Source organism: Halopiger djelfimassiliensis, assembly GCF_000455365.1.
GTDB classification, from domain to species: domain Archaea; phylum Halobacteriota; class Halobacteria; order Halobacteriales; family Natrialbaceae; genus Halopiger_B; species Halopiger_B djelfimassiliensis.
Genome location: NZ_HG315685.1, coordinates 330,101 through 354,852 on the forward strand (window position 1 = coordinate 330,101; position 24,752 = coordinate 354,852).

Here is a 24,752-nt window from a genome sequence, read left to right on the forward strand (position 1 = left end):
CTGCGTGGCACGGAATCGGCGGCTGGAACCCTCGCCGGGGATGAACCGCCGCGCGATCAGTCGTGAATAGTGACCGACTCGAGGAGGACGTCCTCCTTGGGGCGGTCGTTGGCGTCTGTCTCGACGCTGCCGATCTCGTGGACGACGTCCATCCCGTCGGTCACCGTGCCGAAGACGGCGTGGCGGTCGTCGAGGTGCGGCTGGGCGTCGAGCGTGATGAAAAACTGCGAGCCGTTGGTGTCGGGGCCGGAGTTGGCCATCGAGAGGATCCCCTCGTCGTCGTGGCGCAGTTCGGGGTGGAACTCGTCGTCGAACTGGTAGCCGGGACCGCCCCGACCCGTCTCGGTCGGATCGCCACCCTGAATCATGAAGTCCTCGATAACGCGGTGGAAGGCGACGTCGTCGTACAGCGGCTCGCCGTCGACCTCCTCGCCGGTTTCCGGGTCGGTCCAGCTCTTCTCGCCGGTTGCCAGCCCGACGAAGTTCTCGACGGTCCGCGGTGCGCGCTCGTCGTAGAGTTCGACCTCGATGTCGCCCTCGCTCGTGTGCAGGGTTGCGGTAAGGTTGCCCATACGTTCCGCGACGAGGGGACGCCTGAAAACGATAGTGGTCTCGCGGCCGGCTCGTGACCCGCACTCGGCGACCGTGGCCGGCCGAAAAGCAATCCTGATTGATGTTTCCGCAGCTACATACCCACGGAGATCGAACGGCGAACCATGACCGCCGGGACCCATTCGGCGGAGGAAATCACCCTCGCACGGTTGCCCTCCGGCGTGGCGCTGACGACCACGGTTCATACCTACCGCGGTGTGGACGACGGGCCGACCCTTTACGTTCAGGCGGCCCAGCACGGCCGAGAGGTGAACGGGGCGGAAGTCCTCCGTCGGTTTCACGACCGCCTTCCGCTGGATTCGCTGTCGGGAACAGTGCTTGCCGTTCCGGTTGCGAATCCGCTGACGTTCGATCTGGTCTCCTATATCACCCCCGAGGAGTTCGACAGCGTCAATCCGAACATGAACCGGGTCTGGCCGGGTGACCCGTCGGGAAGCCTCCATCAACGAATGGCGGCCCGTCTCTGGGAGATCATCAGTCAGGCCGACGCCATCGTCGATCTCCACACGGGGAGTCCCGACATGCTCCCACACGTGGTCTACCGCGAGGGGGACGATCGTTCCCGCGACCTCGCGGAAGCGTTCGGGACCGACCTCCTCCTGTCAGAAGAAGCCGGCGAGGATGCCCCCGAGGAGTGGCATCGGCGCGGCTTCGCCGGCAAGCTCCGGGTTGCCGCCGCGGAGGAGGACATCCCGTCGATCACGCCGGAACTCGCACACAACAAGCAGATCCTCGAGGACGTCGTCGAGGACGGCGTCGACGGACTGTGTTCCGTCCTGCGGGCCCTCGAGATGCTCCCCGGCGACGTTCCCGATCGTGACCGAACTGTCGCCCGAAACCACCTCGGACAGGTCACCGCCAGTCAGTCCGGGCTCTTCCGTCCGGAACCCGGCCTCGAACTGGGGCAGTTCGTCCCTGAGGGGACGGCGATCGGGACGGTCTACGACCCCGCCAGCTACGAGCCGCGACAGGAGGCGGCGGCCGACCGCGACGGCGTCCTCTATGCGCTCACGCGGGAAGCTACCGTGATCGCGGGCGACCAACTCGCCAGCATCGCGTTAGTCCGTGAGGACTGAGTGGTCCCTCAACAGGTCGAGAACCCGCCGTCGACGACCAGTCCGTGGCCGCTGACGAACGACGCCTCGTCGCTTGCCAGAAACAGGATCGCGTTTGCGATCTCTTCCGGCTCCGCGAGGCGTTTGAGCGGGTACTGTTCGACCATCTCCGCACGGGCCGCATCGGGATCCGCCTGACTCTCGAGATACCGGTCCAACAGCTGCGTTTCGGTAAACCCGGGACAGACGGCGTTGGCGCGAACGCCGTGGGGACCGGCCTCGGCAGCGACCGTTCGCGTCAGGTTCAGTACGGCGGCTTTGGTCGTCGAGTACGCCGCCTGCTTTGGCAACCCGAGGATGCTCGCCAGCGAGCCGACGTTGACGATCGAGCCGTGTTCCTGGGCTTTCATGTGGGGCAACGCGGCGTGACAGCCGTTCCAGACGCCCTTGAGGTTGACGTCGATGACGAAGTCACGGACCGAGTCGTCGATATCCTCGAGACTGCCCCCCGGATGTCCGGTTCCGGCGTTGTTGACCAGGACGTCGAGTCCGTGGTCGTCAGCGACAGTGTCGACGACGTCGTGGAACCGGTCGCTGTCGGTGACGTCGAGATCGTAAAAGCTTGCGTCGCCGCCGGCTTCCGCGATCGTCTCGGCGACCGTGTGACCGCCGTCGCTATCGACGTCCGTGACGATGACGTGTGCACCCTCCTCCGCACACCGTTCGGCCGTTTCTCGACCGATGCCCGACGCTGCACCCGTGATAACTACAGTCTTGTCTTCGAGTCGCATAGATACGTCATCGTGCGGACACTATATAAATTCGTTCATTATTCATTCGGGTTACACAGCGTTCGTTTCGACGCTTCCACTCGTGGTTAACAATGTTATCCAGCCGGCGGGCGGTCGACCGATGGCGGGCTGCCCGTCAGGGGCAGGCGTGGCGATCCGTCAGTTCCGGCGGCCGTTCCGGAAGGATCCGATACGCGAGGAGCTCGTCGTCGTCGACGATGACGACCAGGATATCGCCTTCTTCGATCGTGTCGAACTCGGATCTCGAAACGACGAGTTGATCGACCACTCTCCCGTCCGCTTCGAGCAGGAGTACGACGTGCTCCCCGTCGACGATCCGGTCGACGGTCGCTACGTACCGATTCGCGCCCTCCGGAACCTGTTCGCAGTCGACCGCGAGCCCCGCCCGATCGGACGGGCGAGGCTGGGGTTCCGCCGTGGCGTTGTGGTCGCGCTCGCTCCGATCCACAGCGGTTACTGGACCGGCGGTTATCGCAACGCTGAGCGCTCCAAGCGTTTGCAGTACGGTTCGTCGCGACGGGTGGATTCGGACCATCGTTCCACGATTAGATAACTTCAATATATAAATAATAGCCGACGACCACATCCGCTTCGTTCTGATGTATATGATCTCTATGAGGGGCAGATAACGGCTGGAAACTGGCTTGATCCGATCCACTCGAGGTAGGATCATTATTTCTAAAAATCAGATATATACCATCTAGGATATCTGGTAAGATCACGCGCTAATGCCACCGACTCGTGTTCGAACCCGATTCGAAGACGACGGAGAGGTGGCCCGACGAGGTTTGCTGTTATCCACCGGTAAATACGGACGATCACTGCACCGCCGGCTTCTTTTCGGAGCTACTAATCCTATCACTCGAAATATATTACAAATTACTTCTAGCTGGTAATAGCTGGGGAATGATGTTTCATTCTCGAACTGTTCCATCCGTCGTCGTTCGCCGCGACCAGTATCGATCCGGTCTCACCTCCTCGAGAGAGGACCGTCCCGTTTCCACAGTTACGAGCGACCTTGCTGAATCGCTGTGCCGACGTGGCACTTCCGACCCTCCACGCTTGCACGCATCGCACGGTGGTCGCAAACCCGCGTCCCGCCCCGTGAACCGGGACGATCGAGCGTACTCACGATAGGGTTCCGGCCATGCTCGAGGATGTGCTTCGAGGTCGTATACACTCGGTCGAACGGCCCTTCTCAAACGTGTTCGTGGGTAACGAGCGGCTCTGCATCCTCCTTTATGCGGTCGTACTGTTCGATCGCCCACGTGAGCGCGTCCGCCGTGTCATTTATCAAAATCCCTTGGATCCCGTTGTTGGCGTAGACGATAATTCCCGCGTGGTCGTCGTCCGCGATCCACAACGAAAAGGTCACCGGCACCGCTCCACTATAGAATTCGATTCGTTCGTCGTCTATCGTTTTGGCCGCCTGTTCCGGGTGTAGGTCGTGCACTCGCTTATAGACGTCTACCGGAAGAACGATGTCGAGTCGGTAGTCCTCGCCGGCCGTCGCGGACTGGTAGAACTCCTCGACGTACCCGGATAACACAAGCGGTGTGAGACACCGGATCCAGTTCGCCGATTCGACGGCCTCCAGAAAGACCCTGATCACTTCGTCGGGAATCGCGTTCGAGGCGACGTAGACGTCCGCACCGACGAGAAACGAACTTCCAACCGGTGTATCGGTGGGTAACTGCTCGATGATCGGGGCGGCTTCGAGCAACCGTTCGATCCGATCGTTGTAGTCGACGTACATCTCGAGAGCGATCTGTCCGAGAACGGTAGCGTGCCATTTGCCGTCCCGATACTCCACGAGATCGGCCGTCTCGAGTTCCCGAACGATATCGTCAAGCGTCGAACGCGGCGTCTCAAGCGTATCGGTGAGGTCCTGTTTCGACTGTGGCGTTGTCGCAATCGCTTGCAGATAGGCGTGTCGTTGTTCAATGAGTCTGGTTAGGTCAGTTCGGTGGAAAGTCATACGGAGGCATGCCCACCTCCTGGGACTTATTATTAACTAAAATTAACAATATTGTGGTCGATGTTTATCTTTTCGTTCGGGTCTCCCGGCGACCGTTCGGAAGGGGGTGGTTACTCTTCGTACGGGTTCGAACGGTTCGCGGTTTTCCGAGTGAGTAGAGTAAATTCACTCCGTGGAGACGTACCGGTTGCCATGTCACACCAGACACGGCGTTCGTTCCTGTCGAAGAGTGCAGCAACCACCGTTGGGATCGGGGCTCTCGCTACCGGGTCCGGGATGGCCGCTTCCGAAGTCCAAGACGCAAGTGACGAGGCGACGGCACACCAATCCTGGCCGGTTACGAGCGACTATACGGACCTCGCTCCCGGCTCTTATCATAACGTCGATTCGCCGGCCATCAGCTTTGGAACGAGTTACGAATGCGAACTCGACTATTCGCCCGAAGTCGAAGTTGAGATCGGCGTCTACGATGCGGGATCCGATAGCTATTACGTCAAGACCGTCTCCGGACCGGGTAACTATACCGCGACGGCACCCACGAGTATTGCTGAAAGCGATGCGTACGTTACGGTCGGGAACCTGTCCGGAAACAGCAGTTCGATCTCGGGAAGCCTTACAGTTTCACCCCTCTAGGGGTAACCAGCCGTCCGCTGAATGAGGACGAGCTAACGAACTCCGAGAGAGTCACGACGCTGGTCGGTCGAGCGACGGCATGTTCGTCGCCCGAATCCCGTTAGCTCCTCGAGCACCGATTCGAGCGAAAACGCAGCGATTCGGGATTCGCTGCTGGGAACTATCCGTTCTATTCGCGGTATCGTGCCGTGATACTCCAAAGGTTTATCACTCGTTTAGGGTGTTATTCGAACAATGGCTACACAGGAGACAGCTGCCCGAGAGGCCCAGTTACGGGCACGAAACATCGGCGGCATCGACGAGACGACGGTCGAACTCGAGCCGGGGATTACCGTTCTCGCGGGCCGAAACGCGACGAACCGGACGTCGCTGCTCCAGGCGTTTATGGCCGCGCTCGGCGGTGAATCCGCGTCGCTCAAGGCCGACGCCGAAGAGGGGTACGCCGAACTCGAACTCGGGGACGAGACGTACACCCGTCGGCTACACCGGACCGGCGACACCGTCGTCGCCGACGGCGAGCCGTTCCTCGACGATCCGGAGCTGGCGGACCTCTTTGCGTTTCTGCTCGAGTCGAACCCCGCACGGCGGGCCGTCACGACGGAGGACGACCTCCGCGAGATCATCCTCCGGCCGGTCGATACCGACGAAATCGAAGCCGAGATCACCCGGCTTACGGCCGAAAAAGACGAGATAACCGACGAACTCGACCGTCTCGAGTCGCTCAAAAACGACCTGCCGGCGCTCGAGCAGGAACGGTCCGACCTCGAGACCAGAATCCAGGAAAAGCGGGCGGAACTCGAGGACGTCAAAGCCGAAATCGAAGCCGCCGAATCGGATATCGAAACCCGACGGGACGATCAGGACGAACTCGAGGAGAAACTGACCGAACTCCGCGAGCGTCGATCGACGCTCGAGGACGTCCGGTTCGATCTCGAGACCGAGCGCGAAAGCCTCGCTGCGCTGCGAGAGGAGCGGGACGAACTCCGTGAGGAGCAGGCGGCGCTGCCGGACGCCGGGTCGCTTGATCGCGAGGAGATCGACGCCGAGATCGATCGGCTCCAGCGCCGGTCGCAGTCGATCGACGGCGTGGTGAGCCAACTCCAGAGCATCGTCCAGTTCAACGAGGAGATGCTCGAGGGGTCCCATCCCGAAATACGGGAACTCCTCGCCGACGCGGAATCCGAATCGGCCGACGGCCCGGTGACCGACCGACTGCTCGAGGACGAAGCGACCGTCCGCTGTTGGACCTGCGGGAGCGAGGTACAGCGGTCGGAGATCGAACGCACGATCGAGCGACTGCGCGAACACCAGGAGACCAAGCTGAGCGAACGCGACGAACTCGAGGAACGGATCGAATCGCTACGGGACGAACGGCGCGAGATCGAACGGACGCGAACGCAACGCGAACGCGTCGACGAACGGCTAGCGGACGTTACTGCGGAGATCCAGCGCCGGGAAACCCGTCTCGAGGAACTGACCGACCGCCGCGAGGAACTCGAGGACGAGATCGAGACGCTCGAGGCCGAAGCCGAAGCCCTCGAGTCCGACACCGACCAGTCCGACTCCCACGACGAGGAGAGCTTGCTCGATCTCAACCGCCGGGCGAACGAACTCGAGTTCTCGCTGGGCCGACTCGAACGCGACCTCGAAGCGACCACCGACGAGATCGAGGAGATCGAGGCGGCACTCGAAGACGAACCGCAGTTGCGGGACCGACGCGAGGAGATCCGCGAGGAACTCGAGGAGCTCCGGACGCGGATCGACCGACTCGAACGGCAAGCCGTCGAATCGTTCAACGACCACATGGACGCCGTTCTCGAGGTGCTCGAGTACGAGAACATCGATCGTATCTGGATCGAACGCGTCGGGGAGACGGTCCGTGAGGGCCGCCGGACGGTCGAACGAACGACGTTTGACCTGCATATCGTCCGCAGCACCGAGGACGGACGGACCTACGAGGATACCATCAACCACCTGAGCGAAAGCGAACGCGAGGTAACGGGGCTGATCTTCGCGCTCGCCGGTTATCTCGTCCACGAAGTGTACGACGTCGTCCCGTTCATGCTTCTCGACTCGCTCGAGGCTCTCGACTCAAACCGTATCGCGGCCCTCGTCGAGTACTTCCGGGAGTATACGGACTTCCTCGTGGTCGCCTTGCTCCCGGAGGACGCCGCAGCCATCGACGACGAACACGATCGCATCGCCGAGATCTAGCGGCACGTTATTGGGGACAGAAACCCATAACAGCAGTACTTCTGTTACGGGTTTTGGTACCAGCACCACGTGACCGAGTTCTTCCGGGAACGGCGTTCCCGACGCCGGTTACGGCTCGAAACACTCACACTCGCCCGACTCGAGGAGTTCCGCGACGTCGTACTGTTTCCCACACCGCTCACAGAGGACCTGCACGTCCGCGAGGACGCGGTGGGGACCGAGTTGCAGGCGGTCGTCGTCCCGGAGGGCATCGAGTTTGCTCTCGGTGACCGAGACCGTCCGCTGGCGCAATCGTTCGATGGTCCGGGCCGTCGATTCCCGATCCATCTCGTCGGTTTCGGTCGGCGGGGAGACGCCCCGGTAGCTGGTGAGGTACGTTCTGATCGCCCCATACGAGACGAACTCCTCGGTGAGGCTGTCGACGTCGACGCCCTGTCGCTCGAGTCGGCGCTCGACCTGCGTCCGCTCGCCACGGCTTCCCGTTTCGCCGGTGAGCACCGCGTACAGGTGGGAGACGTCCTCCGAGATCGTATCGATCCCGGCGTCGGCGAGGGCGGCACGGAGCAGTCGCTCGTTGAACGAATCGGCGAGACTCCGGAGACTCTCGCGGTTCTCGGGACGGGTCCACCGGGCCTCGAGGTCGTCGCCGGTTCCCTCGAGACCGTACTTTTCGATGAGGCGTGCGACTTTCGGCGTCGGCCCTCGCCCCTGTGTTCGATCGGCCATCGACTGCCCTTTCCCGGGAACTGCCGAAAGGAGTTTCGGTCAGCGGTTCCCGGTCGCGGGGGCCGCGTACTGGGGAACACCGCCGTCCGTAATGTGAAACGGCGACGTGTAGGCGTTTCTCTCTCGACCGTTCGTCTCCGCCGCTCGACGAATTGTTTCACATAGTGGAACGCCCCCCGACAGGAGTACCGAAACCCGGTTCGGAACTCCTCCGGACTGTGTCGGTCGCCGGTCCGTTACCGGTACGCCAGCGTCACCTTGATTTCACCCGCCTTGTCCTGGAGCAGGCTCGGGAGTTTCTCGTGTACGTACTCGTCTTTCAGTCGGCTCGTCGGTCCGAACACGCTGAGCGCCCCGAGGAGTTCGTCCTCTGGCGTGTACACCGGGACGGCGACGCCCCGTAGCCCGTCCATGTGTTCCTGGTTGTTCACCGCGTATCCGCGTTCGCGAATCGTCTCGAGTTCCGCAGCGAGGGCCTCCGGATCGGTGATCGTCCGGTCCGTGATCGACTCGAGGCCGTTCCGGTCGACGAAGTCGGCAACCCGCTCGTCGTCCCAGGCCGCGAGAATCGCTTTGCCGGCCGCAAGCGAGTGTAGCGGCCGGCGCTTTCCGATCATCGTTTCCGAGAGGCTCCCGTATCGGTGGAGGTAGACGGCCTCGTCGTCTTCTTCGGCGATAAACACCGCCCGCTCGTCGGTTTCCTGACCGAGTTCGAACACCTTCCGTTTCGCGACCGTGTACCCCGTTTTTCGGCTTCGAGCCTGTTCGCTGATCTCGAGGAATCGGTAGCCGATGTAGTAGCGGTCGTCCCGTTCGATCACGTAGCCGAGGTCGGTAAGGGTCTTGAGATGCCGGTAGACGGTGCTTTTCGTCAGTCCCGTCCGTCGCGTCAGCTCCGTGATCGAGATGCCGTCCTCGTCTCGGAGCGCCTCGAGGAGCCTGAACGTCTTGCGGGTCGTCGAGACACCCGGTTCGTCCCCCTCGGTTCGGTCCGTGTTCATATCGGGGTGTTCGACGGTGTAGCAATTAATGTTCCGGGTAGCGGAACGGAATCCTTACTATATGAAACGCCAGTCGATTCGGCGGACGGAAAATCGGTGCTCGAGCGCGTTACTGGTAGGCCGGGATGCCCGTCAGGTCCTCGCCGAGGATCAGCGTGTGGATGTCGTGGGTTCCCTCGTAGGTGTAGACCGTTTCCATGTTCGTCATGTGTCGCATCGGCGAGTAGTCGGTCGTGATCCCGTTGCCGCCGAGCATCTCGCGGGCGACCTTCGACTGCTCTCGGGCCATCCGGACGTTGTTTCGTTTCGACATCGAGACGTGCTGTGGACGCATATCGCCGCGCTCTTTGAGTTCGGCGAGCCGGTAGGCAAGCAGCTGGCCGAGCGTGATCTGGGTCGCCATCTCCGCGAGTTTCTGCTGTTGGAGCTGGAACCGACCGATCGGGCCGCCGAACTGTTCTCGGTCCGTCGCGTACTGACGGGCCTCCTCGAAGCAGTCCCGTGCCGCACCGACGGCACCCCACGCGATACCGTACCGGGCCTGCGTGAGACAGGACAGCGGCCCCTTCATTCCGGAGACGCCCGGCAGGACGTTCTCCTCGGGGACGTAGACGTCGTTCAGGCCGATCTCACCCGTGATCGAGGCCCGAAGCGAGAGCTTCTCGGTGATCTTGTTGGTCGTGACGCCGTCGCGGTCGGTCTCGACGAGGAATCCGCGGACGGGATCGTCATCGGCCGATCGGTCCCGCGCCCAGACGACCGCGACGTCGGCGATCGGGGAGTTCGTGATCCACGTTTTCGATCCGTTCAGGACGTAGCCCTCGCCGTCGCGTTCGGCGGTGGTTTCCATCCCCGACGGGTTCGAGCCGTGTTCGGGTTCGGTGAGACCGAAGCAGCCGACGGCCTCGCCTTCGCCGAGCTTCGGGAGCCACTCCGATTTCTGTTCCTCGCTCCCGAAGGCGTGGATCGGGTACATGACGAGCGCTCCCTGCACGGACGCCATCGACCGCAACCCCGAGTCGCCCGCCTCGAGTTCCTGCATCAACAGCCCGTAGGCCGTCTCGGAGACGTTCGGCGAGCCGTACCCTTCGAGGTTCGGCGCGTAAAACCCGAGTTCCCCCATCTTCGGGATAAGCTCCGTCGGGAACGTCCCGTTCTCGAAGTGGTCGCCGATGTCCGGCTTGACGTGGTCTTCGACGAACTCCCGGGCGGTGTCTCGGATCAGCCGCTCTTCCTGGTCGAGGTCTGCCTCGAGCTGAACGAAATCCAGCATACGGTATACTTTGCCAACGAGGCAATAGGCATTGCGATCCGTGATGTTATCCGTTGGACATAAATCTCGGTCATGACACGACGCCAATATATATTAACCTGTAATATAATAGAAACCATCGGTGATTCTCAGTAACTAAAACAGTTAACATCTCATTAATTAAGTATAGCTATATTCGAATACTTGGGCTTGTTTAGCGGTAGTTTCGTGTGGTAGCGGAAGTATTATAATTGATAAGTATGAATCGAATTGCCATGGCGAGCGGACACAACTCCATCTCCAGCCGAACGACGCGACGAGCATTCCTCGCTGCGGCCGGCGTCGGGACGACGACGATGTTAGCCGGCTGTTCCGACGAGAGTAGCCAGACCACCGTACGGATGCGAACGTCGACCTCGAGCACGACGGCCTACACGGCGAACCAGGGGCTGGCGAGTGCGGTCAACGATCAGTCCGACGACCTCTTCGTCGAGGCACAGACGAGTCAGGGAACCGAAGCCAACATCGGTGCGCTCAGCAAGGAGGAGGCCGAGATGGTCTACGTCCAGAACTGGTCCGCCTACGACGTCCAACAGGGCAACGACCCCTTCGGAGAACTGGAGTTCGAGATGGCGCAGGTCTTCCACTACTACGACCTGCCCTGGTTTTTCATCACCGATAGTTCGTCCCTCGAGACGCTGTCGGACATCGATTCCGGGACGGCGGTGTCGCCGACGCCCAGCGGCTCCGGGACGGCCCCCGCCCTCGAACGCGCCCTCGAGTACGCCACCGACGACTACGAACGCGTCAGCGTCACGTACCCGAACCAGAGTAGTTCGTTGAACGAAAACCAGCTCGACGTCGGCGTCGGAACGCTGATGAACTTCGGTGCCGTCCCGAGCTGGCTCCAGGAAATCGTGAGTTCGGTCGATCTCCGCGTCCTCGACGTCGAGGATTCGACCGCACAGGCGTGGTCGGACGACGAGCGGCTGCTCTCACAGACGGTCGATACCGGACGGATCGAAGGCGCGGAGACGCCGGGAGAGATCCCCGCCCCGACGTTCGCGTACAACTTCGTCGCCCGTGCCGACCTCGAGTACGATACCGTCTACACGTTCCTCGAGTCGCTGCACGAACAGCGAGCGGACCTCGCGGACTATCACGCGCTCCTCGGAACCTTCGAGGACGAATCGTTCTGGGTGAAAAACATGTACGACGACGTCCCGTTCCACCCGGCTGCGGCGGACTTCTACGAGGAGATCGGCATCTGGAACGACGAGTTCGAACGCGCTGACGAGTCGGAGTAATGTCACAGACCAGCCGACGATTCGACCGATGCCTGCCGCTTCGTGGCCTCGACTGCGTCGTCTACCTGCTCGGGGTCGCACTGACCCTCTTTACCCTCGTGTACGCCGTTTCCCTCGTGTACGGGTGGCCCTTCGCGAGGGTGATCGCCGAGCCACAGTGGATCAAACGAGTCGAACTGTACATGATCCTCTTTTTCGGACTGGGGATCGCGCTGTACTACCTCGATTACGCACAGGACCGTCTGCCGACGGAAGTCGACGACACACAGCCTGACAGCCCGCTTCCGGTGTCGCCGACGGTCCTCGAGCGGGCACGGCGGGGCTACGCGACGATCGACCCGTACGTCGCCATCGGATTGGCCGTCGCGGCGATCGCGGCGACGGGCTACGTCTACACGAACTTCGGCCGCCTCGAAGGTGACGCGTTTATCGTCGGCTATACCACGACCGACCACCTCGTCGGTGCGGTCCTGATCGCGCTGGCGATCGACGCCACTCGCAGGGCGTTCGGGGTCGTCATCGCAGCCGTTGCGGTCCTTTCGATCGTTTACGCCCATTCGATGGTCGGAAGCAACCTGTTCGGTGTCTTCCGGCATTCGGGGATGAGTTGGACGCAGATCGCCGAAAACGGGGCCGTGAGTATTAGCGGCGTTTATCACGGCACGCTCATGGACGTCGGCTCGCGGTGGGTCGCGATCTTCATCATGTTCGCCGGCATCGCCAAGACGTACGGACTGATGGAGTTCGTCCGCGAGGTCGGGCAGGAACTCGGTCGGAGCCTCCGGACCGGCGTCGTCCAGATCGCCGTCATCTCGAGTATGATCATGGGGTCGATCACCGGCAGCGCGGCGGCAAACACCGCCACGACCGGGAGCTTCACGATTCCGATGATCAAGGATCAGGGCGTCCGCGACGACGTAGCCGCCTCGATCGAGGCGGTCGCCTCCGCGGGTGGCCAGATGTTGCCGCCCGTGATGGGCGTCGCGGCGTTCCTGATGGCCGATATCCTCGATGTCCCGTACCTGGCGATCGTCAAGGCCGGCGTGATTCCGGCGGCGCTGTTTTACTTCAGCGTCTGTCTCGCCGTTCACTTTACGATCCTCAAGTTCGGCTGGATCTCGAGCGACCTGTCGCGGTTCGACTGGCGGCTCCTCCTCGGCGGGATCCACTTTGCGGTGCCGATGGCCGTCCTCCTTATTACGCTCGTGTACCTCCGGTACACGCCGTTTACGGCCGGAATGTACACGATATTTGCGATCATCGGCGTGATGTACGTTCGAAACCTCCTCGTTCACGTCTTCGCCATCGGTGACGACGAACGGGACGGAGCCGGCAAAGAGAACGTCACGGTCGAAGCGATCGTTCGGAACCTCCTCGAGACGACCAAACAGACGTTCGACGGGTTCAAACAGGGGGGTGTCGAGATGGCCCCGCTCGTCGGCGTTCTCGCGGCGATGGGTGTGATCATCGAACTCGTCGAGGGAACCGGATTGACGGCCCGTGTCGCGACGACCCTCATCGGAATGGGCGATATCTCCCTGTTGGGAATCGGCGGCGGCCTGTTCGTCGTGTTGTTCCTCGCGATGCTCGCCAGCATTCTGTTCGGACTCGGAATGCCGACGCCCGCGGCGTACATCCTCGTTGCCGTGCTGGTCGCCAAACCGGTCACCGAGATGGGCGTCCCGGATATTACGATGCACATGTTCGTGTTCTATTTCGCGATGCTGTCGGCGATCACGCCGCCGGTCGCGATTTCGGTCGCGATCGGTTCACGGATCGCGGGGGCGAGTTTCATCCGATCGTGCGTCCAGTCGCTGCGACTCGGCGCACCCGGGTTCGTCATCCCGTACGCCTTCGTCGCGAACAACAGTCTCATCTACTGGTCCGGGGAGACGCTGCTCGCGTTCCCCGTCGTCATGGCCGGTACCGTCGGCCTGATCGTCGCCACGGTCGGCTTCGACGGTGCCCGCGACCTCTCGGTTCCCGTCCGCGGTCTCTACGCCGTCGCCTCGCTGTGTGCGATGTTCGGGTCGGTCGTCCACGTCGGACTGCAGGTCGTCGCGGCGGCGCTCGTCGTCGCCGCATTGGGCCACGCCAGATACGTCGTCGGCTACGAGGTCGCCGAGCAACCGGACCTCGATGCGGCAACGGTCGACTGACTGTAGCTTCCGTTTCGGCCGTTTTCCGCCCCGTTACCCCCAACAACCGAAATAAATGGACTTTCCGAGTAACAACGTTTTAGTGGTGTTCCGGTCACTCCTACACAAGGCATGACAAATCTCGTGACGGAGGTCGTCGAGACCGTCGAAACGCGACCGGACGCGAACGCGATCGTCTACGACGACACCGAACTGACCTACGAGGAATTCTGGACCCGAGCCGGCCAGTTCGCCGCGGCCCTCGAGAACCGCGGTATCGGCGAGGGCGACCGCGTCGGGATCTATCTCCCCAACCTGCCGCAGTTCGTGACGGCGTTTTACGGGACGCTTCGGGCCGGTGGTATCGTCGTTCCGATGAACCCCCAGTACAAGGCCCGCGAGATCGGGCACCTGCTGGGCGACAGCGGGGCCAAGGCGGTCGTCTCCCTTTCGGACAACGTTTCTCAGGTCCGCGACGTGCTCGCGGAGACCGACGTCGAACAGGTCATCAGCGTCGGCCCGCACTCCGCAGACGGCGAGGCGTCGGCCGACGTAACCGGCTTCGACGCGTTTCTCGCCGACGACACGAACGAGATCGTCGACCGTGCGGACGACGACGTCGCCGTCCAGCCGTACACGTCGGGAACGACGGGCACGCCGAAGGGCGTGCTTCTTACCCACCGAAACATCAACTGGACGACACACGCAAACGCCGAGGTCCCACACGGGGGCTTCCAGGCGTCGGATCGACTCGTCGGAACGCTCCCGCTCTTTCACATCTACGGGATGTCCGTCGTGATGAACGGGGCGATGTACAGCGGCGGTACCTACTACCCCGTCCCCGAATGGGACGCCCAGACCGTGATGGACCTGATCGAGTCCGAGGACCTGACCGTCATGTTCGGCGTGCCGGCGATGTTCAACGACATGATCAACCACCCCGACGCCGACGCGTACGAGTTCGAGGCGCTGCGGTTCGTCAACTCCGGCGGCTCGAGCCTGCCGCTCGAGGTCTTAGAACGGTTCGAGGAGCTCTACGGCGTCGAACTCTACGAGGGCTACGGCCTCACGGAGACCAGCCCGGTAACCCACGCAAACCGCGGGGAGGCCCGCCGGAAGGGCAGCATCGGCACGCCGCTTGACGGCGTCGACGCGAAGGTCGTCGACGACGAGTTCGACCCGGTCCCCCGCGTCGAGGAGGGGCCGATCGACGAGGAGGCGGCCGATCTCCACGAGATCACCGGCGAACTCGTCATCTCCGGTCCGAACGTGATGAAAGGCTACTCCGAACTGCCGGAGGCCAACGAGGCGGCGTTCACCGAGGATGATGGGAACCGATGGTTCCACACCGGCGATATCTGTTACTGGGACGAGGACGGCTTCTTCTACGTCGTCGACCGCGAGAAGCACATGATCGTCACCGGCGGCTACAACGTCTACCCGCGGGAAGTCGAGGAACTCCTCTTCGAACACCCTGACATCGCTGACGCCGCCGTCGTCGGCGTTCCCGACGAACGCCGCGGAGAAACCGTCAAGGCCTTCGTCGTGCCCACGCCGGACGCCGAGGCGACGCCCGCGGACATCAAGGCGTACTGCCTCGAGAACCTCGCGGAGTACAAACACCCCCGCGAGGTGGAGTTCGTCGAGGAACTCCCGCGGACGACCACCGGCAAGGTCCAGAAGTTCAAGATTCGCGACGAGGACGAGTAAGGACGAGGCGGGGGCCGCCGGCGTCGGCGGTTCGAGCAACGTCAGAACTGGGTCGTCCGACGATGGGTCGATGCTCTTCGCCCGCCACACAATTTCGTTAGCTAAATCGAAGAAATAGCTTACAACGTTTACTTTCATACGCCGATTCTTTGCAGCGTTTGGACCTATCGAAGCTGTTTTGTAACGCCTCCACAATCGTTACATATGGCGTTTAGTCTGTCGGACGAGCATACGGCGATCCGTGACGCCGTCCGCGAATTCGGTGAAAACGAGATCGAACCGGTTGCGGAGAAACACGACCGCGAGGGAACGTACCCCGAGGCGCTTCGGGAGAAAGCCGCCGAGTACGACTTCGTCGCACCGACTATCCCGATCGAGTACGGCGGTGCAGGGATGGACAAACTCTCCTCGACGATCGTCACCGAGGAACTCTGGCGTGCCGATCCCGGGATCGGTTCGGCGGTCGGCTCCGCCGGCTTCGGGACGGACATGATCCTCGAGTTCGGCGACGAGTGGATGAAAGCGGAGTGGCTTCCCCGAATCGCCGCCGGCGAGACGGCCTCGTGTTCCATGATCTCCGAGCCGGCCCACGGCTCGAACGTCGCCGGGATCGAGACCGTCGCGGAGAAAGACGGCGACGAGTACGTCCTCGACGGGTCGAAGATGTGGATCACCAACGGGACCGTCGCCGACGTCGGCGTCGCCATGGCAAAGACCAGCCCGGGCGAGGGCCACCGCGGCATCACCGCCTTCCTCGTCGAGATGGACGCCGACGGCGTCCGGACCGAGAAGATCGACAACAAACTCGGCATCCGCGCGTCCGACCTTGCCGAAGTCGTCCTCGACGAGGTTCGCGTTCCCGAGGAAAACGTCATCGGCGAGGTCGATCGGGGCTTTTACCAGCTGATGGAGTTTTTCGCCTCCGGGCGCACCAACGTCGCCGCACAGGCCGTCGGCGCGGCACAGGGCGCACTCGATGCCGCCATCGAGTACGCGAACCAGCGCGAACAGTTCGACCAGCGGATCTCGGAGTTTCAGGCCATCCAGCACAAGGTCGCCGAGATGGCCACCAAGGTCGAGGCCGCCCGCTCGCTGACCTACCGGGCCGCGACCCAGGTCGAGCAGGAAAACCAGGAGATCGCCGCGCAGTACTCGAGCATGGCGAAGCTGTTCGCCTCCGAGATCTCGGTCGAGGTCGCCGACGAGGGGGTCCAGATCCACGGCGGGTCGGGCTATGTGACCGACTACCCGGCCGAGCGCTACTACCGCGACGCCCGCATCACGAAGATCTACGAGGGGACCAGCGAGATCCAGAAGAACATCATCGCCGACCGCATCCTGTAGCGCCGCCACGACGCCCGGTTTCACGGGCCGGCAGCGGTGCGTCTCGAGTGGGGGTTCCGATTACTGCTCGGGAACGCGCAGTTCGACGGCCGCGCCCTGTCCGTAGCCGACACACATCGTCGCCAGTCCGAGCCCGCCACCCCGGCGTCGCAGTTCGTGGATCAACGTCACCGGCAGGCGCGCGCCGGACGCGCCGAGCGGGTGGCCGATCGCGATGGCACCGCCGTTGACGTTGAACACGTCGTCGCCGAAGCCGAGTTCGTCCTTGCAGTACAGCGTCTGGCTGGCGAACGCTTCGTTGAGTTCGACCAGATCGTAGTCCGCGGCCGACCGCCCGTTGCGTTCCCAGAGTCCCCTGACGGCGGGGACCGGTCCGATCCCCATCACGCGCGGATCGACGCCCGCGACGTTGTGGTCCTCGATCGCGGCCATGATCTCGAGACCCCGCTTCTCGGCGAACTCCCGGCTCGTGACGAGGACCGCGGCGGCTCCATCGGAGATCTGGGAGGCGTTCGCGGCGGTGACGGTCCCGCCCTCCTCGAAGGCCGGCGGGAGGTCGGCGATCTTTTCCGCCGTCGTTCCCGGCCGGAGGCCCTCGTCTTCCTCGACGGGACCGTCGTCCGTCTCGATCGGGACGATCTCGTCGTCGAACCTGCCCGCCTCGGTCGCTTCGCAGGCTCGTCGTTGACTTCGAGCACCGTACTCGTCCTGACGCTCGCGGGGGATGTCGTACTCGCGGGCGACCGTCTCGGCGGTCCGGCCCATCCGGAGGCCGGCGACGTCGTACTGGTCGGCGATGCCGTCGTAGGACCCGATCCCTTTCCGGCGCTCGTTGCGGGACATGTTCTCGACGCCGCCGGCGACGACGACCTCCCGCTGGCCCGCGCGAACGGCGTCGCTGGCGCTCATGATCGCCTCCGCCGAGGAGGCACAGAGGCGATCGATCGTCGTTCCGGGGACGCCCTCGCCGAGTTCCGACAGGAGGGCGATCACCCGCGCGATGTTGTTGCTCTGTTCGTCGACTTGCTTCGCACAGCCCCAGCGGACGTCGTCGACGTCTTCGCCCGTGAGACCCGTTCGCTCGAGCATGGTATTCACGAGCGGCACCGAGAGTTCCTCGCTGCCGGTCTCGGCGAAGACGCCGCCCTGTTTGCCCTGTGGCGTCCTGACTGCCTGTACGATAACTGGCTGCCGGTCGCTCATCGTACCGAGTCACTCGTACTCCGGGGGTAAAGTCACACCGTTCCGCTCGTCGTCGACCGGACTAAGGGGAACGTTTTTGATAGTTTCCAACCTGTATTTGCACATGCAAATCGCAGTCCTCGGAGCCGGCAGTATGGGACACGGAATCGCACAGGTCTCCGCGATGGCGGGCCACGAGGTGGTCCTGCGGGACGTCGAGGACGACCTCGTCGCCGACGGACTCGAGGGGATCCGCGAGAACCTGCAAGGTGGCGTCGATCGTGACAAACTCACCGAGTCGGAGATGGACGCGACCCTCGAGCGCATCGAGGGGACGACCGACCTCGAGGGGGCCGTCGCCGACGCGGACCTCGTCGTCGAGGCGGTGCCCGAGGACATGGACCTCAAACGGGAGGTCTTCGCCGACGTCGAGGCGGCGACGGGCGAGGAGACGGTCATCGCTTCGAACACTTCCTCGCTGTCGGTGACGGAGATGGCCAGCGTCCTCGACCGGCCCGAACGCGCCGTTGGATTGCACTTTTTCAATCCGCCGCACCTGATGGATCTCGTCGAGATCGTCGTCGCCGAACAGACCGACGAGCGAACCGAGACGGTCGCCGTCGACTACGTCCGGGACATCGAGAAGGAGGACATCGTCGTCCGTGACAGCGCCGGCTTTGCCACCTCGCGGCTCGGTCTGGCGACCGGGCTCGAGGCGATCCGGATGGTCGAGGCGGGCGTCGCCAGTCCGGCCGACATCGACGAGGCAATGAAACTCGGCTACGGCTACCCGATGGGGCCGATCGAACTCGGCGACCACGTCGGACTCGACGTCCGATTACACATCGCCGAACACCTCCGGGAGGAACTCGGCGAGCGGTTCAAGCCGCCACAGGCGCTGCGCCGGAAGGTTCGCGCCGGCAAACTCGGCAAGAAGACCGGCGAGGGCTTTTACGTGTGGGAGGACGGCGAGCGCGTCGGCACGAGCGGCGACTGGGGTGGGGACGATGAGTGAACTCCGCGACGAGTACGACGTCCTCTCGGTCGCGGTCGGCGACCACGCCGACCGCGTCGCGACGGTCGCGATCGAACGACCCGACGCCCGCAACGCGCTCAACGGGCAGGTCCGGTCCGAACTCAAGGACGCGGTCGCCGCCGCCGAAGCCGACGACGACGTGCGCGTGCTCGTGCTCACCGGCGGCGAGGACTCGGGGGCGTTCGTCGCCGGCGCTGACGTCACCGAGTTTCGGGACCGCGGTCTCGTCGAACAGCGCGAGGCCAGCGACCGTCCGCGGGTCTACGAGACCGTCGACGACGCCTCGATCCCGGTTATCGCGCGGATCAACGGCCACGCACTCGGCGGCGGCTGCGAGCTCGCACAGGCCTGTGACGTCCGGATCGCCGCGGCCGGGGCGAAACTCGGCCAGCCCGAGATCAACCTCGGACTCATCCCCGGCGGCGGCGGGACACAGCGGCTTACCCGCCTCGTCGGCGAGGGGCAGGCGATGCGACTCGTCCTTTCGGGGGAACTCATCGACGCGACCGAGGCCAGATCGATCGGACTCGTCGACGAGGTCTACGAGGAGGACGCCCTCGACGAGGGTGTCTACGATCTCGCCAGTTCGATGGCCGAAAAGAGCCCGATCGCCCTCGAGTTCGCCAAAAACGCCGTCAAGGCCGGCTCGCGGATGGGACTCGAGGAGGGCCTGCAATACGAGTCCGAACTGTTCGTTCAGTTGTTTGCAACCGACGACAAGGACGAAGGTATCGACGCCTTCCTCGAGGGGCGCGAACCGGAGTTTACGGGCGAGTAACGCCTCGATCGTAACCGCGATTGCGATCCCCGTCGCGTCCCGAAACGGGACTCGAACCGGCGAGGATCGACGAGCGTGAACCCGAGACCGTCCTCGTGGCGGCCCGGTCGTGGGCCAGCCGTCGCCCACTGGTCGCTCGACGGACCGCCGTCGACAGTTCGCCTTCTTGAGAATGGTTCTCTCCTGAGTGGACAGCAGGCATGACCACTCCTTGACTTGCAGTGTGTGCGCTGCCGTGTACGGATCGTATGACGCCGATAACGTCTGTAACGGCCGAACGAAGTCAATGTAGGCCGTCCAAATCGGTGCGGTCAACGCGACGATTCGGGCGATGTGACGACTCGAGAGAGAGATAACGCAAGTAGTAGAAGTGGAGACCGGTACCGAAACGGAAACGACGAGTCCGATCGGAGCGGACGGCTGCGGCCGTCGCAGTTCCCCGCGTCTCGAGGCCGAGGGCCGCGGCGTACCTGACTAGTTAGGCGAACGAGTTGTACCGCCGGAGCACGTCGGTTCGGGTACCGTCCGAGCCATCGGACGGGAAAGCCTGGGGGCGTATGCGGGGGATCAGAGGCACCCTTCCGGTCTTTTTCCGAGCGACGCGTTCGAACTCGACGGGGCGTCCGACCGGGCGGGGGCTTGCCGGTCGGCCGTAGCGTTCTCGACCGTTGGACCTGCTGGAAGACCGACGCTTTAAGCCTTCGAGCGGCAACGAACAGGTATGTCCCTCGAGCCGAGCGCCGATCCGGCCGCCGACCGACGCGCGAACTACGATTACCGGAGCGACGCCGTCGACCGTCCGGCGCTTGTCGACGACCTCGAGCGACTCGTCGACTGCGAGGTCCGTGCCGATTCGTACACCCGACAGCTGTACGCGACGGATGCAAGCGCCTACGAGGTGACGCCGATCGCGGTCGCCTTTCCCGAATCGACGGCCGACGTCGCCGGGATCGTCGACTACTGTGCGGCCCGCGGAATTGCGCTGCTCCCGCGGGGCGGCGGCACGAGTCTGGCCGGCCAGACGGTCAACCGGGCCGTCGTGCTCGATTTCACGCGGCACATGACCGAGATCCTCGAGATCGATCCCGACGGCCGGACGGCGACGGTCCAGCCGGGGACGATCCTCGGGACGCTCAACGAGGCGCTCGCTCCCCACGACCTCAAGTTCGCCCCCGATCCAGCGTGGGGCGACAAGAGCGCGATCGGCGGCGCGATCGGAAACAACTCGACCGGCTCACACTCCCTGCAATACGGGAAGACCGACGCCTACGTCGAGGAGTGCGAGGTCGTTCTCGCCGACGGCACCGTGACGACCTTCGGCGAGGTTTCGCTCGCGGAGATCGACGCACGCGCCGATCCGGAGGGGGACCTCGAAGGGCGGATCTACGCCGAAGTCAACCGGATCCTCGAGAACGAGGCAGATCTGATCGCGGAAACGTATCCGGATCTCAAACGCAACGTCTCCGGATACAACCTCGATCGGCTCGTCGCCGAGGCTCGAGGCGACCCGTTGCCGGGCGGGGAAGACCCCGGCGAACCGGGGACCGTCAACCTCGCCCGCCTGCTGGCCGGCAGCGAGGGGACGCTCGCGGTCGTCACCGAGGCCACCGTCTCCCTCGAGCCGGTCCCCGAGACGAAAGCCGTCGCCTTGCTTTGTTATCGGGACCTCCACGAGGCGATGGCGGACGTCGAGCCGATTCTCGAGCACGATCCCGCCGCGGTCGAGGTGTTGGACGACGTGTTGATCGACCTCGCGCGCGATACCGCGGAGTTCGGTCCCGTCACCGAGATGCTGCCCGACGGGACAAACGCCGTCTTGCTCGTCGAGTTCTACGCCGACGACGACGCCCACGGCCGCGAGCGGGTCGCCGGCCTGCTCGCCGATCGCTGTCCCAACGTATCCGCCGACGACGACCCGGCCGCGGACGCCCCGCGATCGAACGCCGAGACCCTCGCGATCGACGCCCTCGAAGCCTACGAGGAGGAAGAACGCACGAAGCTCTGGAAACTCCGCAAGTCGGGCCTGCCGATCCTCCTCTCGCGGACGACCGACGAGAAACACATCTCGTTTATCGAGGACACGGCGATCCCGCCCGCGAAACTCCCCGAGTTCGTGGCGAGATTCGAGGAAATTCTCGAGGCCCACGACACCTACGCGAGCTTTTACGCCCACGCGGGACCCGGCGTGCTCCACGTTCGGCCGCTGGTCAACACCAAAACCGAGGTCGGACTCGAGCAACTCCACGGCATCGCGGACGACGTGACCGATCTCGTCGTCGAGCTGGGTGGGTCCGTCTCGGGCGAGCACGGCGACGGTCGGGCCCGCACCCAGTGGAACCGAAAGCTGTACGGCGACCGGCTCTGGGAGACGTTCCGGCAGCTCAAGACGGCATTCGACCCAGACTGGCTCCTGAATCCGGGACAGGTCGTCTTCCGCGAAGACGATCCGACCGACCTCCGAGAGCACCTGCGGTTCGATCCCGACTACGCGTTCGATCCCGACTTTGACCCCGTCCTCGAGTGGGACAACGACAACGGCTTTCAGGGGATGGTCGAACTCTGTCACGGCTGTGGCGGCTGTCGCGGCCACCAGTCGACGACCGGCGGGGTGATGTGTCCGACCTACCGGGCGAGCCGGGAGGAGATCACGGCGACCCGCGGGCGGGCGAACGCACTCAGGCAGGCGATGAGCGGCGATCTCGATCCCGACGAGGCCTTCAGCGACGAGTTCGTCGAGGAGGTGATGGGGCTGTGTATCGGCTGTAAGGGCTGTGCCATCGACTGTCCGAGCGAGGTCGACATGGCGAAGCTCAAGGCCGAAGTCACCCACGAGTACCACGAGCGAAACGGGGCGACGCTTCGCGACCGACTGTTCGCGAACGTCGCGACCCTCTCGAAGTGGGGCTCGAGACTCGCGCCGCTTTCGAACGCGCTGCCGTCGCTTCCGGGTGCCCGCAAACTGCTCGAGGCGACCGTCGGCATCGCGTCCGATCGGCCGCTCCCGACGTTTCAGGGCCGGACGTTCCGCGACTGGTTCGAACGCCGCGGCGGGGCGACGGTACGCGAACACGAGGCGGCCCGCCGTGTCGTCCTCTATCCCGACACCTACACCAACTACAGTCACCCCGAGGCGGGGATCGCCGCGGTCCGGGTGCTCGAGGCTGCGAACGTTCACGTCACGGTTCCCGACGTGCTGGGCGATACGGGCCGGCCGGCGTTCTCGAAGGGCTTTCTCGAGCAGGCCCGCGAGCGGGCCCGGGAGAACGTCTCGAAACTCGCGCCGCTCGTCGAGGACGGCCGGGACGTGGTCGTGATCGAGCCCTCGGACGCGGTCATGTTCCAGCTCGATTATTCGGATCTGCTCTCGGGAGACAGGGCCGAACGGGTCGCGGCCGCGACCTACGGCGTCTGCGAGTACATCGATCGCTTCCGGCTGGACGAGTCGATCGCGTTCGACCCCGACGCGGGCGAGACGCTGGTCTATCACGGCCACTGCCACCAGAAGGCCGTCGCCAAGGACCACCACGCGGTCGGCGTCTTGCGTCGAGCGGGATACGCCGTCGATCCGCTCGACTCCGGCTGTTGTGGCATGGCCGGCAGCTTCGGATACGAGGCCGAACACGCCTCGATGAGCGACGCCATCGCCGCGCTCCTGTACGAGCAGGTCGAGGCAAGCGAGGGCGACCGCGTCGTCGCCCCCGGCGCGTCCTGTCGCACCCAACTCGAGGATCGCCCCGGCGGCGACGAGAAGCCGCCGACGCCGATCGAACTCGTCGCCGCGGCGCTCGGGTAGGGTCCGCGTCCACGCCAGCCGAACGCACGTCTTCGGCGCGGAGCGTTCGGACGATGAATCAGTGGCCGACCAGAGCCTCGTACCGTGCTCCCGTCTGTTTCAGCGTCTCCGTCGAGTAGAGCCGCTCGTGGTCGACCGGCAGCTGCTCCGCGGCCAGTTCGTCGATCTTCGCGTCGACGGCCTCGGGGTCGCGGCCGTGGATCATCGTAAACAGGTTGTACTGCCAGTCCAGTTCCGGCCTGCGGGGCCGGTGGTAACAGAGCGTCACGTACGGGAGGCCGCCGACGCGCTCGCCCAACTCGTCGAGGCGCTCGTCCGGAACGTCCCAGACGACCATACAGTTGGCGTCGAAGCCGGTGACGACGTGGTTGACGACACAGCCGATGCGTTTGATACAGCCGGCGGCCGAGAGGCGTTCGATCCCCTCGAGTACCGCGTCGACATCGGTAGCCAGTTGTGCCGCCACGTCGCGGTAGGGCGTCTTCGAGAGCGGAATCCCGTTCTGAATCGCCAGCAGGAGATCGGCCTCGAACGCCGAGAGGTCGCCCGTCGCCTCCTCGCTGATCCGCGTCGCCGAGGAGTCGGTTCGGTCCGCCAGTGACTCCCGGGCGAACCGGTCGGCGTTGACGACCGGAAACTCGAGGTCGATGTAGTAGTCGGTCAGCATCGGCAGGTTCAACACGGTACAGCCGGTTTCCGTCTCGATCTCGGACAGGATCTCGTCGCGCCGTTCCCGCGAACCGGCAGTGACGACGAACCACATGTTCCACTCGTGATCGCGGGCGTAGTTGTGGTTGACCTGCCGGTAGCCGTTGACGATCGCCGCGATCTCCGCGAACCGGTCTTCGGGTGCCTGTACCGCCGCGAGCGTCGAGGAGCCGATCACTGGCGGGTTGAGAACGGGACCGAACCGCCGGAAGATACCCGCGTCGTGGAGGCGACCGACGCGCTCGAGCGCGTCACCTTCGTCGATGCCGAGTTCCGAGCCGATGTGTCGAAAGGGCCGTTCCGCGATCGGCACGCCGCTTTGGTAGCCGTCGATGAGGGCCGCGTCGACGTCGTCGATCGCGTCGCGCCAGTCCCCCGAAAGGGTGCTCATTGAGAGGAGCTAGGGAGAACGCCGCCGTATCGTTTTCGGGTTTTCCTCGCGACGCCGTCGAGCCGCGTTCGTCACGCTCGCG

19 protein-coding genes are annotated in these 24,752 nt (G+C 63.8%); 10 read left to right on the forward strand and 9 right to left on the reverse strand.

The features are described 5' to 3' along the window. Positions 1-56 precede the first annotated feature (56 nt). Positions 57-572, reverse strand: a complete 516-nt coding sequence (locus TX80_RS07525; protein WP_049922504.1) for a peptidylprolyl isomerase — start codon at positions 570-572, stop codon at positions 57-59. A 144-nt stretch (positions 573-716) separates the two neighbouring features. Here TX80_RS07525 and TX80_RS07530 point away from each other — a divergent pair, with 144 nt between their 5' ends. After that, on the forward strand, positions 717-1,688 hold the full coding sequence (locus TX80_RS07530; RefSeq protein WP_049922505.1) for a succinylglutamate desuccinylase/aspartoacylase family protein: 972 nt from the start codon (positions 717-719) through the stop codon (positions 1,686-1,688). A gap of 8 nt (positions 1,689-1,696) precedes the next feature. Here TX80_RS07530 and TX80_RS07535 read toward each other — a convergent pair whose 3' ends face one another. From TX80_RS07535 to TX80_RS07545, 3 genes are all read right to left on the reverse strand, one after another. Continuing rightward, on the reverse strand, positions 1,697-2,458 hold the full coding sequence (locus TX80_RS07535) for an SDR family NAD(P)-dependent oxidoreductase (protein ID WP_049922506.1): 762 nt from the start codon (positions 2,456-2,458) through the stop codon (positions 1,697-1,699). Between the two features lie 136 nt (positions 2,459-2,594). After that, a complete protein-coding gene (locus TX80_RS19700) occupies positions 2,595-3,014 on the reverse strand; it encodes a hypothetical protein (protein ID WP_394324878.1) in 420 nt (139 codons plus the stop codon). Positions 3,015-3,677: 663 nt separating this feature from the next. After that, a complete protein-coding gene (locus tag TX80_RS07545) occupies positions 3,678-4,457 on the reverse strand; it encodes a helix-turn-helix transcriptional regulator (RefSeq protein WP_049922507.1) in 780 nt (259 codons plus the stop codon). A 192-nt stretch (positions 4,458-4,649) separates the two neighbouring features. Between TX80_RS07545 and TX80_RS07550 the strand changes: the two genes are divergently transcribed. Further along, positions 4,650-5,090, forward strand: coding sequence for a twin-arginine translocation signal domain-containing protein (locus tag TX80_RS07550; RefSeq protein ID WP_154658600.1), 441 nt, complete (start codon positions 4,650-4,652; stop codon positions 5,088-5,090). Positions 5,091-5,324: 234 nt separating this feature from the next. Further along, positions 5,325-7,304, forward strand: a complete 1,980-nt coding sequence (locus tag TX80_RS07555; RefSeq protein ID WP_049922509.1) for an archaea-specific SMC-related protein — start codon at positions 5,325-5,327, stop codon at positions 7,302-7,304. Positions 7,305-7,412: 108 nt separating this feature from the next. Here TX80_RS07555 and rdfA read toward each other — a convergent pair whose 3' ends face one another. The 3 genes from rdfA to TX80_RS07570 form a co-directional block, all read right to left on the reverse strand. Next, positions 7,413-8,030 carry a rod-determining factor RdfA gene (gene rdfA, locus TX80_RS07560; protein ID WP_049922510.1) on the reverse strand — a complete coding sequence of 206 codons (618 nt, stop codon included), beginning with the start codon at positions 8,028-8,030 and terminating at the stop codon, positions 7,413-7,415. Positions 8,031-8,266: 236 nt separating this feature from the next. Continuing rightward, a complete protein-coding gene (locus TX80_RS07565; protein WP_049922511.1) occupies positions 8,267-9,031 on the reverse strand; it encodes an IclR family transcriptional regulator in 765 nt (254 codons plus the stop codon). Positions 9,032-9,140: 109 nt separating this feature from the next. Beyond that, positions 9,141-10,304 (reverse strand): acyl-CoA dehydrogenase family protein, encoded by a 1,164-nt coding sequence (locus tag TX80_RS07570; RefSeq protein WP_049922512.1) that lies wholly within the window; start codon positions 10,302-10,304, stop codon positions 9,141-9,143. Between the two features lie 254 nt (positions 10,305-10,558). Between TX80_RS07570 and TX80_RS07575 the strand changes: the two genes are divergently transcribed. The 4 genes from TX80_RS07575 (at position 10,559) to TX80_RS07590 (ending at position 16,782) form a co-directional block, all read left to right on the forward strand. Then, entirely contained in the window at positions 10,559-11,590 is a 1,032-nt protein-coding gene (locus tag TX80_RS07575; RefSeq protein ID WP_049922513.1) for a TAXI family TRAP transporter solute-binding subunit, read from the forward strand. Beyond that, positions 11,590-13,749 (forward strand): TRAP transporter permease, encoded by a 2,160-nt coding sequence (locus TX80_RS07580; RefSeq protein WP_049922514.1) that lies wholly within the window; start codon positions 11,590-11,592, stop codon positions 13,747-13,749. The genes TX80_RS07575 and TX80_RS07580 overlap by 1 nt, the downstream gene beginning before the upstream one ends. A 111-nt stretch (positions 13,750-13,860) precedes the next feature. Continuing rightward, entirely contained in the window at positions 13,861-15,438 is a 1,578-nt protein-coding gene (locus TX80_RS07585) for a long-chain-fatty-acid--CoA ligase (RefSeq protein WP_049922515.1), read from the forward strand. Between the two features lie 204 nt (positions 15,439-15,642). Further along, a complete protein-coding gene (locus TX80_RS07590; RefSeq protein WP_049922516.1) occupies positions 15,643-16,782 on the forward strand; it encodes an acyl-CoA dehydrogenase family protein in 1,140 nt (379 codons plus the stop codon). A 60-nt stretch (positions 16,783-16,842) separates the two neighbouring features. On the opposite strand, the gene TX80_RS07595 is transcribed toward TX80_RS07590, so the two are convergent. Beyond that, the gene (locus TX80_RS07595; protein ID WP_049922517.1) at positions 16,843-17,985 is read right to left on the reverse strand and encodes a thiolase family protein; all 1,143 of its coding nucleotides are present in this window, start codon (positions 17,983-17,985) and stop codon (positions 16,843-16,845) included. A gap of 103 nt (positions 17,986-18,088) precedes the next feature. Between TX80_RS07595 and TX80_RS07600 the strand changes: the two genes are divergently transcribed. From TX80_RS07600 to TX80_RS07610, 3 genes are all read left to right on the forward strand, one after another. Next, positions 18,089-18,979 (forward strand): 3-hydroxyacyl-CoA dehydrogenase family protein, encoded by an 891-nt coding sequence (locus TX80_RS07600; RefSeq protein WP_049922518.1) that lies wholly within the window; start codon positions 18,089-18,091, stop codon positions 18,977-18,979. After that, entirely contained in the window at positions 18,972-19,778 is an 807-nt protein-coding gene (locus TX80_RS07605; RefSeq protein ID WP_049922519.1) for an enoyl-CoA hydratase/isomerase family protein, read from the forward strand. Before TX80_RS07600 ends, TX80_RS07605 begins: the two co-directional genes overlap by 8 nt. Positions 19,779-20,499: 721 nt before the next feature. Continuing rightward, positions 20,500-23,571 carry an FAD-binding and (Fe-S)-binding domain-containing protein gene (locus TX80_RS07610; RefSeq protein WP_049922520.1) on the forward strand — a complete coding sequence of 1,024 codons (3,072 nt, stop codon included), beginning with the start codon at positions 20,500-20,502 and terminating at the stop codon, positions 23,569-23,571. Positions 23,572-23,629: 58 nt separating this feature from the next. Here the strand turns inward: TX80_RS07610 and ahbB are convergent, their stop codons facing one another. After that, positions 23,630-24,670: a siroheme decarboxylase subunit beta gene (ahbB, locus tag TX80_RS07615; RefSeq protein WP_049922521.1), complete on the reverse strand. Its 1,041-nt coding sequence runs from the start codon at positions 24,668-24,670 to the stop codon at positions 23,630-23,632. Positions 24,671-24,752: the final 82 nt, after the last annotated feature.